This window comes from Streptomyces sp. PSU-S4-23 (assembly GCF_055632315.1).
Genome location: NZ_JBVMUU010000002.1, coordinates 4,502,624 through 4,516,319, shown reverse-complemented (window position 1 = coordinate 4,516,319; position 13,696 = coordinate 4,502,624). Strand labels below are relative to the sequence as shown.

Below are 13,696 nucleotides of genomic sequence, written 5' to 3'. Positions count from 1 at the left end.
CCCCCTCCTGGAGTGCCTCGTCCTGCAGGCCGGTTCCGCCCCTACTCCGCCGCGCCGTAGAGCCGGTCCCCCGCGTCGCCCAGCCCCGGCACGATGTAGCCGCTCTCGTTGAGGCGCTCGTCGACCGCGGCCGTCACCACCGTGACCGGCCGCCCCGCCAGTTCGCGCTCCATGACCTCGACGCCCTCCGGGGCGGCGAGCAGCACCACGGCCGTCACATCGTCCGCGCCACGCCTGATCAGCTCCCGGATGGCCGCGACGAGCGTGCCGCCGGTCGCGAGCATCGGGTCCAGGACGTACACCTGACGCCCCGAGAGGTCCTCCGGCATGCGTGTCGCGTAGGTGGACGCCTTGAGCGTCTCCTCGTCGCGGATCATGCCCAGGAAGCCCACCTCGGCGGTCGGCAGCAGCCGGACCATGCCGTCCAGCATGCCGAGGCCGGCCCGCAGGATCGGCACGACCAGGGGGCGGGGATGGGAGAGCTTGACGCCGGTGGTGGGGGCGACCGGGGTCTCGATGTCGGCCTGCTCGGTGCGCACGTCCCGTGTGGCCTCGTAGGCGAGCAGGGTGACGAGTTCGTCGGCCAGCCGACGGAAGGTCGCGGAGTCGGTGCGCCGGTCGCGCAGCGTGGTGAGCTTGTGGGCGACCAACGGGTGGTCGACGACGTGGAGACGCATGTCCCCCACAGTAACGGGGCCCTCGGCGCCCGCCCGCGCCGCCGTACGACAGCGCATCCCGCCCCGCCGGCACACGTCACGCGCCGCCTGCGCCCCTTCCGTCCGGGCCTGCATCAATCCCCCCATCAGAGGGAAAGTGAAGGGGACGCGACCAGGGTGGTGTGCCTATGCCCGACGGGAAGTCCCACGAGCAAGCGGAAGCGCAGGAGACGGACGCCGAGCGCAGGCGGCGCCGGGCCCTGTTCCTGCGCGAACTCGCGGAGGCGCGGGAGTTGCGCGACCGCGTCCAGCCGCGGCGCGCCAAGGCCGCGCGGCTTCGTCACGCCCTGCGCATGCGCACATTCCGCTGGTAGCGGCGCGCCACCTGGGGGGTGGCCGTGCGACCAGACCGCCCCGGGCCGCGTACGATCCGCAGGTGGCGGCAATGAGTGCGCTGGTGAGCCGACCGCTTTGATCGGAGCGTCCGCGATCAAAACGGCCAGACACAGGGAGCCGAAGATGTCCCCTGAACGCCTTGTTTCTGCCACGATTCCGAGTGGGTGGGGCTCGGAGAAGCACTCCCCGCCCGCAACCTCCGCCGGGGGGACCCCCAACCGGCACGCCTATGACCAGTGGGAGAGTCACGGTGTACTTCGCCGCACTGCTCGCGCGCACCGAAGACGGGTGGGAAGCGAGCGACACAGAGCTCGACGATGTGGAAACCCTGTCGGATCTGACCGACCTGGCCCGTGACGCCTCCGTCGACGAGGACACGGTGCTCGTCCTCATCGAGCAGGAGGACGCCTGGTTCGGGGTGGTCCGCGTGGACGGCGAGGACGACCCTCGCATCTACGTCTCGGACGCCGCGGCCGCCGCCCGCAGCTCGTACGGCGAGATCCTGCTCACGGACGAACTGCTCGGCAGGGAGCCCGGCGACGACGGCGCCGACCTCGACTCCCTCGACCTCGACGGCACGGAGGACGGTGAGCCCGAGGGTGACGACGAGGACGGAGCCGGCGCGGACACCTCCGTGCCCCACGGACCCGTCGGAGACAGCGAGATCCTCGACGACCTCGGCGTCAGCGAGAAGGAACTGCGCGCCCTGGACGCCGAGGACGCGCTCAGCGCGATCGCCGAGGCCCTGGGCGCCTCGGAGGTCCTGGAGACCGTCCGCTAGGCACACGGGTGACGAACGACGGGACGCCGGCCCCCGATCCGGTGCGCGACCGGTGGCGGGCCGCGATGCGGCTCGCCCTGGACGAGGCGGAGCGGGCCGCCGACGGCGGTGACGTCCCGGTGGGTGCCGTCCTGCTGTCCCGGGACGGCTCGGTGCTCGCCACCGGGCACAACGAGCGCGAGGCCACGGGCGATCCGACGGCCCACGCGGAGATCCTCACGCTGCGCCGGGCCGCGAAGGCGCTCGGCGAATGGCGGCTGGCCGGCTGCACGCTCGTCGTCACCCTGGAACCGTGCACGATGTGCGCGGGTGCGCTGCAGCAGTCCCGCGTCGACCGGGTGGTCTACGGCGCGCGCGACGAGAAGGCCGGTGCGGTCGGTTCGTTGTGGGACCTGGTGCGCGACCGGCGCCTCAACCATCGGCCCGAGGTGATCGAGGGCGTGCTCGCCGACGCGTCCGCACGGCTCCTCACAGACTTCTTCCGGGCCCGCTGAGGCCCGCCCGGGGCGAACGGGGAAACGGATTTCAAAGCACGGCCCCCCGTGGGGTAGGGTCTCCCTCGGTAGCGTGTCCGAGCGGCCGAAGGAGCTCGCCTCGAAAGCGAGTGTGGCGCAAGTCACCGAGGGTTCAAATCCCTCCGCTACCGCCGAAGAAGGGCCCCGTCGAAGGACGGGGCCCTTCGCACGTCCGGGACCTTCTGCGCGTTCGGGAACCTCGGCCGCGAAGCCGCCGGCGAGGGGCCGCGCCGGGCCGGCGCCCTGAGCCGGGTCCAAGGTCCGCAGCCGCGGCAGATCGCGCGTCGGGGCCGGTGTCCAGGCCGCCCCCAAGACCCGTGTCCAGGGCGGACCGTGTCCGGGGGCGCAGCCGGGGCCGCGCGGGACCGGAGGGCACGGCGGGCGCCGTGGTGGGCGATCGACGTCCGGGCCCCGGTCACGCGTCGGCGGCGTTCAGCCAGGCGCCGACACCCGCCAGGGTCCCGTCTCCCGAGTCGGCTTCGACGTCGGCGGCCAGGTCCGCGATGGTGACGGCCCGCAGGGCTTCCCGCCGTGCCGCCTCCGCCGCGGCCATGGCACGGGCGATGGCGCAGGGCGCGGTGCACTCCTCGGGCGGCGCCGCCAGCGGGCCGCGCCGGCGTATCTCCGTGCACACGAACGCCGCGCCGGGCCCCTCCACCGCGTCGACGACGTCGAGCACCGTGATCTGCGCCGGGGACCGGGTCAGGACGTAGCCGCCCGACTTTCCCTGCACCGATCGCACGAGTCCGGCCCGCGAGAGGGCCTGGAGCTGCTTGGCGAGGTACGTGGGCGAGACGTCGTGCAGCCGCGCCAGTCGCGCGGCGGGCACCGGCTCCCGCACGGACGTCAGCACGACACAGCAGTGCAGGGCCCACTCCACGCCGCCGGACATCTTCACGTCGGCATCGTAACAACGCCGCCTTGACCCGGACACATGTTGTCCGAGTATCGTCTCGGACAAAAGATGTCCGAGTTGAAGCCCGGGCCACCACCCGGCTCCATAAGGTACATATCAGTCATAATGCATCGAGAGCAGGGGCAAGCCATGAAGATCGCAGTTGTCGGGGGAACCGGGCTGATCGGGTCGCGGGTCGTGGAGGACCTGAAGGCGGCCGGACACCGGGCCGTACCGCACTCCCTGTCCACAGGTGTCGACATCATCACAGGTCAGGGCCTGGACGATGCCGTGACGGGCGCCGACGTCGTCGTCAACCTGACCAACTCCCCGACGTTCGACGACGCCTCGCCCGACTTCTTCCGCACCTCCATGGCCAACCTTCTGACCGCGAGCGAGAAGGGCGGCGTCGGCCACTTCGTCGTGCTCTCCATCGTCGGCGTGGACCGGGTGCCCCAGTTGGCGTACTACCAGGCGAAGGCGCTCCAGGAGAACATCCTCGCCGGGGGCCCGATCCCGTACTCCATCGTCCGCGCCACGCAGTTCATGGAGTTCATGGACGCGGTCCTGTCCTGGACGGCGGACGCCGAGACGGTCCGCCTGCCGCGCACCCCGATCCAGCCGATCGCCGCCGCCGACGTCGCCGCCGCCGTCGCCGAAGTCGCCGCGGGCACGCCCCTGAACGGCATCCTCAACGTCGCGGGCCCCGACGTCTACACCCTCGACGAACTCGGCCGGATCACCCTCACCGCCAAGGGCGACGGGCGCTCGGTCGTCGTCGATGACACCGCCGGCATGTTCGCGGCCGTCGAGGGTGACGTCCTGATCGCCCACGGTGACGCCCGCATCGCCCCGACCCACTACGCCGACTGGCTCGCCTGAGTCCCTGCCCCCGGCCGGGGGACGCGTCAGGTTGTCCCCCGGCCGGGGAGCGCATCCGAGGCCCGCCACCGGAGCCGCCCGCCGGGACCGCCCGCCGGGCTCACCTCGGAACCGCCCGTCAGGGCCACCGCTCAGGACCGGACCGCCCATCAGGGCCACAGCTCAAGACCGGACCGCCCGTCAGGGCCACCGCTCAGGGCCGTCCGCCGGTCAGAACCATCCGCGGCCAGGACCGACGCCGGGTCCACCCAGAGCCGTCCGAGGCGCCCTGCGGATCGCCGACGGCGCGACGAAGCCCCGGCGCCGCTCGTTCGCCGGGGCTCCTTCCGGTTACGGGGAAGGCGACTACGGGGGTCAAGCCGCCTTCCCCGGTGAGGAATCGGGCCCCAAGCCCACGCCACGTCTTGGGGAAGCCCACGGCGCAGACCCCGCAGTCGGGTCCGGTCCCGGCCCTCGGGACTCCTGCCAGATCCGTCGGGTCCACACCATCCTGCGACTGCGGGGCGCCCCCGTGGGCGGGACAAAGGGCCCAGGCGACCGGGCCGTTGGTCCCTAAAGACCACATAAAGAAGATCGACGTGAGGACATGGTGCATACGTGATCTTTTGCGGGACCCGAACACCCGGCCGGGTTACACTCGGCCGCGGCAAGCCGGGCCCCGCGGGGCGGAGGAGACGGGGGAGGCCGCGGTGGCGGTACAGGGAAAGAAGATCGCACTGTACGTGCTCGTGGTCTTCGCGCTCTACGTGATCATCACCGACCCGGCCAAGGCCGCCGACTACGTGCAGATAGGGTTCGAGGGCATCTCGAGTGCCGCCAAGGCCGTCGGCCACTTCATGACGTGGCTCGCCGACGGGGCCAAGTGAGGCCTCCCGCCGCACCCACGGCCGGGCGGCCGCCGTCGTCGTACCCCTGGGAGCACCCGTGATCCGCCACCTGGTCCTCTTCAAGCTCAACGAGGGCGTCCAGCGCGACGACCCGCGCGTCGCCGAGGGGGTGCGCGCCTTCGAGTCCCTCGACGGCCTGATCGACGAGCTGCGCTTCTGGGAGTGCGCCTGGAACATCAGCGACCGGCCCATCGCCTACGACTTCGCGATCAATTCGGCGGTCGACGACGCGGACGCGCTGCGGCGCTACCTCGAGCACCCGGCGCACCAGGCGGGGGTCGCGCTGTGGCGCGAGTTCGCCACTTGGGTGATCGCCGACTACGAAATCTGAGCGACACCGCCCCCGGATTCCCGGGGGCGCAACCACGCGAGGCGCCCTCCACCGCAACGATGGTGATCGCCCACGTCCTCCGCATCAACTCGCCCTCAACACGGAGTTATGCGGTGCTTGCACACAGTGTCCATTTCTTGTGATGCTATGACCGCTTTTGACGTGAGTTGACGGTTGTGTGGACGGATGAAGAGGTGGCGTTGACCGTGTCGGCCAGTACTGCGCCACCCCAGGACGAGGCTCCGGCCCCGGCCCCCGACCAGGCACAGACATCCGCCACGGCTCCCGCCCATCCGGCTCCCGCCCACCCGGCTCCGGCCGCCGCCCGGAAGCGCCGGGGCGCCGATACCCGGGCCCTCACCCAGGTGCTCTTCGCCCAGCTCAAGGAACTGGAGCCGGGCACGCCGGAGCACCACCGCGTGCGCGGGGCGCTCATCGAGGCGAACCTCCCGCTCGTGCGCTACGCGGCCGCCCGGTTTCGCAGCCGCAACGAGCCCATGGAGGATGTCGTCCAGGTCGGCACCATCGGGCTGATCAACGCCATCGACCGCTTCGACCCCGACCGGGGCGTGCAGTTCCCGACCTTCGCGATGCCGACCGTCGTCGGGGAGATCAAGCGGTACTTCCGCGACAACGTCCGCACGGTCCACGTCCCGCGCCGGCTGCACGAGCTGTGGGTCCAGGTCAACAGCGCGACCGAGGACCTGACGACGGCGTACGGACGCTCTCCGACCACCTCCGAGATCGCCGAGCGGCTGCGCATCACCGAGGAGGAGGTGCTGTCCTGCATCGAGGCGGGCCGCTCCTACCACGCGACCTCCCTGGAGGCCGCCCAGGAGGGGGACGGCCTGCCCGGCCTGCTCGACCGGCTCGGCTACGAGGATCCCGCGCTCGACGGGGTCGAACACCGTGACCTCGTACGGCACCTGCTCGTCCAGCTGCCCGAGCGCGAGCAGCGGATCCTGCTGCTGCGCTACTACAGCAACCTCACCCAGTCACAGATCAGCGCCGAACTGGGCGTCTCCCAGATGCATGTGTCAAGGCTCCTCGCCAGGAGCTTCGCGCGGCTACGATCCGCAAACAGGATCGACGCATAGCTCACAAGAGCGAATCGCCCGAACCTTCCCCTGTCGGCGGTTCTGCGCTGAAAAACCCTCAGAACCCTTCCAACCAGGGCGCATTCGACTTTCACATGTCGACATGTCACTACAGCGTGTTGCCGACATGTGACATTCTTCCGGAAGCGCGTTTGCCGCAGCCTCGCGGCCGGTATTCAGGTGGAGGCTGCGTTCCTCCGACGGGAGCGTCCGCCGCGACCGTCCCGCGACCCAAAGGGGGTGGCATGTCCGCAGACCAGGGCAGCTCGAAGGTGCTCACGCTCGCGCAGAGCGACTCCGCGCCCGACGTGCTTCAGGACCTTCAGGCCCCTCAGGACCTCCCGGCCGCCGAGACCATCCCGGCCCCCGAGGCCCAGGACCTCCCGTCATCGGAAGCCATCGACACCCGCACCCTGTCCCGCTCCCTCTTCCTGCGGCTCGCCGCACTCGACGAGAACAGCCCGGAGCGCGCCTACGTCCGGGACACGCTCATCGAGCTGAACCTCCCGCTCGTGCGCTACGCGGCCGCCCGCTTCCGCAGCCGCAACGAGCCCATGGAGGACATCGTCCAGGTCGGAACCATCGGGCTGATCAAGGCGATCGACCGCTTCGACTGCGAACGGGGCGTGGAGTTCCCGACGTTCGCGATGCCGACGGTCGTCGGGGAGATCAAGCGGTTCTTCCGGGACACGTCGTGGTCGGTGCGGGTGCCGCGCCGCCTCCAGGAGCTGCGCCTGGCCCTCACCAAGGCCAGCGACGAGCTGTCCCAGAAGCTGGACCGCTCCCCGACGGTCACCGAACTCGCCTCCGTGCTGGGCGTGTCGGAGGAGGACGTGGTCGACGGCCTCGCCGTCGGCAACGCGTACACGGCGTCCTCGCTCGACTCCCCGGCCCCCGAGGACGACGGCGGCGAGGGCTCGCTCGCGGACCGGCTGGGCTACGAGGACTCGGCCCTGGAGGGCGTGGAGTACCGCGAGTCCCTCAAGCCGCTGCTGGCCAAACTCCCGCCCCGCGAGCGGCGGATCATCATGCTGCGGTTCTTCGCGAACATGACCCAGTCGCAGATCGGCGAGGAGGTCGGCATCTCGCAGATGCACGTCTCCCGGCTGCTGACCCGCACGCTGGCGCAACTGCGGGACGGGCTCATCTCCGACTGAGTACGCATGGCCCCGCGGGGCACGACGCCTCGCGGGGCACGACGCCCGGCCGGACGTCCGGCGCTCCGGCGCCCGGCCGGGGCTTCATGAGGTTCGCGGGCTTCCGAATTGACGGTCCGTCAGCGACACTGGCGCGATGCTGCGAGCGACATGGTTGCGGGGCCGTCGACGGGCCGTGATCGGTGCCTCCGCGGTTCTCGCGTGCCTGGCCGGACTGCCGGTCGCGTGCGCGGGCGGCGCGGGTGGTGACGGATACGTCGCGGTCGGACCGGCGGGCGGCACCCCCTCCGTCCCGGGCGCGGCGGTGGCGCCCACGGGAGATGTGACGCTGGTGCCGCTCCAAGGGACGGACCGGCCCGGTACCGCCGGCGGGCACGGGAGCCGTACCACCGGGACGGCCGGCTCATCGGCGGCCGGAGGGGATTCGCCGAGCGGCGGTTCGTCCACGGGCGTGCCGGGCGGCGGCGCGGGCGGTGCCCCGGTCGCGGGCGGCGCACCGGGCGGCGCGAGCGTCTCACCCCCCGCCACCGGGCCCGCCGGCGCGGACCCGGGACCGTCCTCCCCGACGCCGGCGCCTTCCCGTACGACACCCGCCGGACCCGCTGTGCTGAGCGTGGGCGAGCCCGTGCGGGAGGCCACGGAACAGCGGTGGTGCGAGAAGGTCACCGTCTCCTTCGCCAACACCGGCGGCAGCGCGGTGCGTTCGGGCACGGTGACCTTCGGGACGCACATCATCGGGGCGCTCGGGATCGACTGGGCGACGATCGAGTCCGCGCAGTCGCTGCCCGCGCCGATCGCCGCCGGGGCCACCGTGAAGAAGACCTGGACGGTATGCGTCGACGCCTGGCGGGTCCCGCTGGGGATGCACATCGAGACGCGCGACGTGTCCGTCCGGTGGACGTAGGGCTTCGCCCCGGCCGGCTTACTTCAGCGCGAGCCAGGCGACCGCGGCGACGATCGCCACGGCGACGACGACGCCGACGATCAGGCCGACGCGGGGGCCCGAGGAGGCCGCCTCCTGCCGGCCGCCCTGCGGAGCCTCGTCGACGAAGGCACGGAACATCTGGGTGCTGCCCGCGGGGTCGTGGTTGCCCTGGGGGCCCTGGGTGTTAGCCATGGCCCCGGACCCTAGCGAATACGTGCGGCCCCGCCCAAGTGGGGGCCCTGGCCCCGTGCCCCGCTTCGTCCCGAAAGGACTCGTCCTCGAACGGCCGAACCCTCCCGCCATCCACCATGCCACCTGTGGATTTACGTTCGCCAATACATGCCTTTGCCAACTTTTTAGCCCGGGCGTCGGGGACTTAATTTGCCTGCAGCAACCAATTTCTCCTATGGTGGTTGCCTTGAGCAACGAATTGGGGAGGCTGGGATGGCCGGGCGGGCGCAGTACGAGGAGCTGGCGCGTCAGCTCAGCGCCGCCGGTGCCGTGAAAAGGGACCTCGGACGGATCCTGCCGCCCGACTGCCCGGGCGGCTCCGCCGCCGTACTGACCCTGCTCGGCCGCCACGGCGACATGCGCATCAGCAGGCTCGCGGAGCTGCTCGCCGTCGACATGTCGGTCACCAGCCGCCATGTCGCGCACGTCGCGGACCGCGGCTGGATCGAACGCTCCCCCGACCCCGCGGACAAGCGCTCCCGCATCCTGCGCCTGACACCACCCGGCCGCGCCCAGCTCGACGAGTTGTCACGGCGCACCGCCGAACTGCTGGCCGAGCGGCTGAGCGACTGGTCCGACGACGACATCGGCCGGCTCACCCGGCTGCTGGCGCGGCTGCGGCAGAGCTTCGGCGACTGCCGCTCCGCACCGCATCTCGCGCCGGCCGTCCACGCCGCGGAGCCCGTTGCCGAAGGAACCCCCCGTACACCCGCAGACAGAACATAGGAAAAGGAAGCCCATGGCAACGACCACACCGGCCGGTGTGCGGGCCCACGCCAAACACGGGGGAGGCTCCCCCGACGGCACTCCGATGACGCACCGGCAGATCATGGAGGCCCTCTCCGGGCTGCTGCTCGGCATGTTCGTGGCGATCCTGTCGTCCACGATCGTCTCCAACGCGCTGCCGCACATCATCGGCGACCTCGGCGGCGGTCAGTCGGCCTACACCTGGGTCGTCACCGCCTCGCTGCTGGCCATGACCGCGACCACCCCGCTGTGGGGCAAACTCGCGGATCTCTACAGCAAGAAGGCGCTCGTCCAGATAGCCCTGGTCGTCTACGTACTGGGCTCGATGGCGGCGGGTCTGTCGCAGAACCCCGGCATGCTCATCGCCTGCCGGGTCGTCCAGGGCATCGGCGTCGGCGGCCTGTCCGCCCTGGCCCAGATCGTCATGGCCGCGATGATCTCCCCGCGCGAGCGCGGCCGTTACTCCGGATACCTCGGCGCCACCTTCGCCGTCGCCACCGTCGGCGGCCCGCTGCTCGGCGGCGTCATCACCGACACCCCGTGGCTCGGCTGGCGCTGGTGCTTCTACGTCGGCGTGCCCTTCGCGGTGATCGCCCTGATCGTGCTGCAGAAGACCCTCCACCTGCCCGTGGTGAGGCGGGACGTGAAGGTCGACTGGGCCGGCGCGTTCTTCGTCTCCACGGCGGTCAGCCTGCTGCTGATCTGGGTGACCTTCGCCGGTGACAAGTACGCGTGGCTGTCGTGGCAGACGTACGCGATGGTGGGCGGCGCGATCGTGCTCGGGCTGGTCTTCGTCCTCGTCGAGGCCAGGGCCGCGGAACCGATCATCCCGCTGCGGCTGTTCCGCAACCGCACCATCACCCTGTCGTCGCTCGCCTCGCTCTTCGTGGGCGTCGCGATGTTCACCGGCTCGATCTTCTTCGCGCAGTACTTCCAGCTGGCGCGGGACAAGTCCCCGACGATGTCCGGGGTGCTGACGATCCCGATGATCGGCGGCCTGTTCGTCTCCTCCACCGTCTCCGGCCAGGTCATCACCAAGACCGGCAAGTGGAAGGCGTGGCTGGTCAGCGGCGGCGTGCTGGTGACGGCCGGGCTGGGACTGCTGGGCACCGTCCGCTACGACACGGCCTACTGGAAGATGGCGGTCTTCATGGCGCTGCTGGGTCTCGGCATCGGCATGATGATGCAGAACCTGGTGCTGTCCACGCAGAACCAGGTGGCCCCGACGGACCTCGGCGCGGCCAGCTCCACGGTCACCTTCTTCCGGTCCCTGGGCGGTGCCGTGGGCGTCTCCGCGCTCGGCGCGGTCATGGCGCACCGGATCACCGACTACGTCAAGGACGGTCTCGCCGCCCTCGGCCCCAAGTACGCGGCCCTGGCCTCCGGTTCGGGTTCCAGCAGCTCCATCCCGGACATGGACAGCCTGCCCGCGCCGCTGCGCACGGTCATGGAGAGCGCGTACGGCCACGGCATCGCCGACGTCTTCCTGATCGCCGCCCCGATGGCGTTCCTCGCCTTCGTGATCACGCTGTTCATCAAGGAGGTCCCGCTGCGGACCAAGGGTGCCCTGGCGCAGGCGGCGGCCTCCGAGTCCACCGGGTCGCCGGCCGCGGCGGATTCCCCCGCTCCCGCCGAGGAGAAGGTCCCCACCGAGAAGGCCCCCGCCGAGGAGAAGGTGCCGAGCTGGGCGGTGGCGGGCCCGGAGCCGGGCGCCGAGGACACGGGCGCGCCCATGGGCACGGTCACGGGCGCGGGCACAGGCGCGGGCACAGGCACCCAGGAGCTCGCGGCCGTCGCCACGGTGGCCGCGCCGGACGAGCCAGCGCCCTCCGGCGGCATCCCGGTCCGCGGCTTCGTCCGGGACAGCGGGAACGCACCCGTCGCGGGGGCCGCCGTGACCCTGATCCCGCTCGGCGGACGGCAGTCGAGCCAGGCGGTCGCCCGGGCCGACGGTTCCTACGCGGTGGACGCGCCGGGCGCCGGCGGCTACGTCCTGATCGCCGCCGCCGACGGCTACCAGCCGCAGGCGTCCACGGTCGCCGTGCACGAGGACCCGCTGTCGTACGACGTCCTGCTCAGCGGCACCAGCGGGCTGACCGGCACGGTCCGGGCCGCCGGGACCGCGCTGCCCGTCAAGGACGCGATGGTGATCGTCACCGACGCCCGCGGTCACCTGCTCGCCACCCGGACCACCGGTGAGCGGGGCGAGTTCTCCTTCACCGGGCCGGCGTCGGGATCCGTGACCGTCGCGGTGAACGCCGCCGGGTTCCGCCCGCGGGCCCTGCCGGCCGAGATCGGGGCCGACGGGACCGCCCGGGTCGAGATCGGCCTCGCCGCCGACGTCCGGGTCCAGGGCGTCGTACGGGCCGCGCACGGTCCCCTCGCCGACGCCCGCGTGACACTGGTGGACGCGGCGGGCAACGTGGTCGGCACCGCCACCACCGGCGCGGACGGGGGGTACGCCTTCACCGGCCTGGACAGCGGCGAGTACACCGTCATCGCGACCGGTTACCCGCCCGTGGCGACGGCTGTGACGCTCTCCGGACGCGACGTCGACGACCACGACATCCGGCTCGCCCACCCGGCGGAGTAGTCCGGGCGCCGGCCCGTGGCGGCGCGTTCCGCGTGGCGGCGCGCCCCCGGGCCGGTTCTCCCGTCCCGACGAGCGCGGCCGCCGCCCGGTCCGGGCGTACGCACGGCAGGGTCACGCTCCGCGGCGGTCCGAGCCCCTAGGCTGCGTCCCATGGCACCGAACATCGCGACCAACACCGCTGTGACGCTGGACGAGCTGCTGGACTTCGTACGACCCCGTCACCGGGCGATCCTGCTGACGCGGCGCGCCGACGGGAGCCCCCAGGGGTCGCCCCTGACCTGCGGGGTCGACGACTCGGGGCGGATCGTGGTCTCCACGTACCCGGAACGCGCCAAGACGCGCAACGCCAAGCGGGATCCGCGGGTCAGCCTGATCGTGCTGAGCGACGACTGGAACGGGCCGTGGGTCCAGGTCGACGGCACCGCCGAGGTCATCGACACCCCGGACTCCGTCGAGCCTCTCGTCGAGTACTACCGCAACATCGCGGGCGAGCACCCGGACTGGGACGAGTACCGGCAGGCCATGGTCAAGCAGGGCAAGTCGATCATCCGGGTCACCCCGCAGCGGTGGGGACCGGTGGCGACGGGCGGCTTCCCGGCCCGCCTGGCGTCCTCGGACGACTAGGAACCCCCCTGGTCCCGGGCGACCATCGCCTCGATGCCCGCGACCAGCGTCTCCAGCGCGAACGTGAAGTCGCGTTCGCGCATCTCCTCCACCGTGTCTCCGCCGCGGGCCTGCATGAGGTCCGCGGAGCGGTGCACGGCCTCGCTCAGCTCGGGGCTCCGGGTCACCGCGCTCATGGCATGGCGGAAGTACTCGTCCTGGCTCATCCCGGCCGCGGCGCAGCGCGCGATGAAGTGGCCCTCGATCGTGCCGAAGCCGTACACGAACTGGAAGACCGCCGAGATCGCGCCCGTCTGGCCGTGCGCGGGCAGCCCGGTCAGCCGGATCACCCGCTGCACGGCGAGCGAGAAGTCGATGGAGTGCGGGCCGATGTTGAGGAAGGTTCCGGCGAGGGGCGACAGCCAGGGGTGGCGCACCAGCAGCGCCCGGTACTCTGTGGCGAGCGCCCGCAGTTGGTCGCGCCAGTCCTGGTCCGAGTCGGCGGCCGGCAGCCGCATCTCGCCGAAGACCGCGTCCAGCGCCAGCTCCAGCAGGTCGTCCTTGGTGTCCACGTACCAGTAGACCGACATGGCCGTGACGTTCAGCTCCGCGGCCAGGCGGCGCATGGAGAACCTGGCGAGACCCTCCGCGTCCAGCAGCCGTACGGTCGCCTCGGTGATCCGGCCGCGGTCCAGGCCCGAGGGCTGACCGTCGCCACCGCGCGCTCCACCGCCCCGAGGCGCCTTGCCCTCCAGCCAGACGCTGGTCCGCGCCGGGCGCCCCGCCCGCTGGGCTGCGTTGACCATGGCGCACCTTCCTCGACACTCCGACCGCTGGTCACGATGCTAGGCCCCCACCGGAACGCGAGGATCCGCACCTCGGCCACGAGCGTCCCGCGCTCGCCCGGCCACGCCGTGGTCCGGGCTTCCCGGCGACCGCCTCTTGCGAGTCTGCCCGCTGCACCCCGTGCGCCAACGCAGCCGCGAGAAGCCCGGTGGGC

General features: G+C 71.8%; 16 protein-coding genes and 1 tRNA gene. 13 read left to right on the top strand and 4 right to left on the bottom strand.

The window, feature by feature from the left end; translation table 11 throughout:
• Positions 1 to 41: 41 nt before the first annotated feature.
• Entirely contained in the window at positions 42 to 677 is a 636-nt protein-coding gene (upp, locus tag ACZ79I_RS20655; RefSeq protein ID WP_381079865.1) for a uracil phosphoribosyltransferase, read from the bottom strand.
• Positions 678 to 844: 167 nt separating this feature from the next.
• Between upp and ACZ79I_RS20650 the strand changes: the two genes are divergently transcribed.
• From ACZ79I_RS20650 to ACZ79I_RS20635, 4 genes are all read left to right on the top strand, one after another.
• Complete coding sequence (locus tag ACZ79I_RS20650; RefSeq protein ID WP_471498973.1) at positions 845 to 1,030, top strand: hypothetical protein; 186 nt, start codon at positions 845 to 847, stop codon at positions 1,028 to 1,030.
• A 272-nt stretch (positions 1,031 to 1,302) separates the two neighbouring features.
• The gene (locus ACZ79I_RS20645) at positions 1,303 to 1,833 is read left to right on the top strand and encodes a tRNA adenosine deaminase-associated protein (RefSeq protein ID WP_381079953.1); all 531 of its coding nucleotides are present in this window, start codon (positions 1,303 to 1,305) and stop codon (positions 1,831 to 1,833) included.
• 65 nt (positions 1,834 to 1,898) lie between these two features.
• Complete coding sequence (gene tadA, locus ACZ79I_RS20640) at positions 1,899 to 2,327, top strand: tRNA adenosine(34) deaminase TadA (protein WP_471505115.1); 429 nt, start codon at positions 1,899 to 1,901, stop codon at positions 2,325 to 2,327.
• Positions 2,328 to 2,394: 67 nt separating this feature from the next.
• Positions 2,395 to 2,479, top strand: a tRNA-Ser gene (locus tag ACZ79I_RS20635).
• A 284-nt stretch (positions 2,480 to 2,763) separates the two neighbouring features.
• Here the strand turns inward: ACZ79I_RS20635 and ACZ79I_RS20630 are convergent.
• The gene (locus tag ACZ79I_RS20630) at positions 2,764 to 3,240 is read right to left on the bottom strand and encodes an RrF2 family transcriptional regulator (RefSeq protein ID WP_471505112.1); all 477 of its coding nucleotides are present in this window, start codon (positions 3,238 to 3,240) and stop codon (positions 2,764 to 2,766) included.
• Positions 3,241 to 3,393: 153 nt separating this feature from the next.
• Between ACZ79I_RS20630 and ACZ79I_RS20625 the strand changes: the two genes are divergently transcribed.
• From ACZ79I_RS20625 to ACZ79I_RS20600, 6 genes are all read left to right on the top strand, one after another.
• Positions 3,394 to 4,125 (top strand): SDR family oxidoreductase, encoded by a 732-nt coding sequence (locus tag ACZ79I_RS20625; RefSeq protein WP_471498972.1) that lies wholly within the window; start codon positions 3,394 to 3,396, stop codon positions 4,123 to 4,125.
• 689 nt (positions 4,126 to 4,814) lie between these two features.
• A complete protein-coding gene (locus tag ACZ79I_RS20620; RefSeq protein ID WP_471498971.1) occupies positions 4,815 to 4,991 on the top strand; it encodes a hypothetical protein in 177 nt (58 codons plus the stop codon).
• Between the two features lie 58 nt (positions 4,992 to 5,049).
• The gene (locus ACZ79I_RS20615) at positions 5,050 to 5,343 is read left to right on the top strand and encodes a Dabb family protein (RefSeq protein ID WP_471498970.1); all 294 of its coding nucleotides are present in this window, start codon (positions 5,050 to 5,052) and stop codon (positions 5,341 to 5,343) included.
• Positions 5,344 to 5,549: 206 nt separating this feature from the next.
• Positions 5,550 to 6,440: an RNA polymerase sigma factor SigF gene (locus ACZ79I_RS20610; protein WP_471498969.1), complete on the top strand. Its 891-nt coding sequence runs from the start codon at positions 5,550 to 5,552 to the stop codon at positions 6,438 to 6,440.
• 245 nt (positions 6,441 to 6,685) lie between these two features.
• Positions 6,686 to 7,597, top strand: a complete 912-nt coding sequence (locus ACZ79I_RS20605; protein ID WP_471498968.1) for an RNA polymerase sigma factor SigF — start codon at positions 6,686 to 6,688, stop codon at positions 7,595 to 7,597.
• A gap of 136 nt (positions 7,598 to 7,733) precedes the next feature.
• Positions 7,734 to 8,501: a hypothetical protein gene (locus tag ACZ79I_RS20600; protein ID WP_471498967.1), complete on the top strand. Its 768-nt coding sequence runs from the start codon at positions 7,734 to 7,736 to the stop codon at positions 8,499 to 8,501.
• Positions 8,502 to 8,519: 18 nt separating this feature from the next.
• Here ACZ79I_RS20600 and ACZ79I_RS20595 read toward each other — a convergent pair whose 3' ends face one another.
• Positions 8,520 to 8,714, bottom strand: a complete 195-nt coding sequence (locus ACZ79I_RS20595) for a hypothetical protein (RefSeq protein ID WP_471498966.1) — start codon at positions 8,712 to 8,714, stop codon at positions 8,520 to 8,522.
• A gap of 252 nt (positions 8,715 to 8,966) precedes the next feature.
• On the opposite strand from ACZ79I_RS20595, the gene ACZ79I_RS20590 reads away from it, so the two are divergent.
• The 3 genes from ACZ79I_RS20590 to ACZ79I_RS20580 all read left to right on the top strand — a co-directional run bounded on the left by ACZ79I_RS20590 (position 8,967) and on the right by ACZ79I_RS20580 (position 12,717).
• Positions 8,967 to 9,479 carry a MarR family winged helix-turn-helix transcriptional regulator gene (locus tag ACZ79I_RS20590; protein ID WP_471498965.1) on the top strand — a complete coding sequence of 171 codons (513 nt, stop codon included), beginning with the start codon at positions 8,967 to 8,969 and terminating at the stop codon, positions 9,477 to 9,479.
• A gap of 85 nt (positions 9,480 to 9,564) precedes the next feature.
• Positions 9,565 to 12,093, top strand: a complete 2,529-nt coding sequence (locus ACZ79I_RS20585; protein ID WP_471505110.1) for an MFS transporter — start codon at positions 9,565 to 9,567, stop codon at positions 12,091 to 12,093.
• A 150-nt stretch (positions 12,094 to 12,243) separates the two neighbouring features.
• Complete coding sequence (locus ACZ79I_RS20580) at positions 12,244 to 12,717, top strand: PPOX class F420-dependent oxidoreductase (protein WP_381079885.1); 474 nt, start codon at positions 12,244 to 12,246, stop codon at positions 12,715 to 12,717.
• Here ACZ79I_RS20580 and ACZ79I_RS20575 read toward each other — a convergent pair.
• On the bottom strand, positions 12,714 to 13,502 hold the full coding sequence (locus ACZ79I_RS20575) for a TetR/AcrR family transcriptional regulator (RefSeq protein ID WP_471498964.1): 789 nt from the start codon (positions 13,500 to 13,502) through the stop codon (positions 12,714 to 12,716). The two genes, ACZ79I_RS20580 and ACZ79I_RS20575, sit on opposite strands and share 4 nt — an antisense overlap.
• Positions 13,503 to 13,696 lie beyond the last annotated feature (194 nt).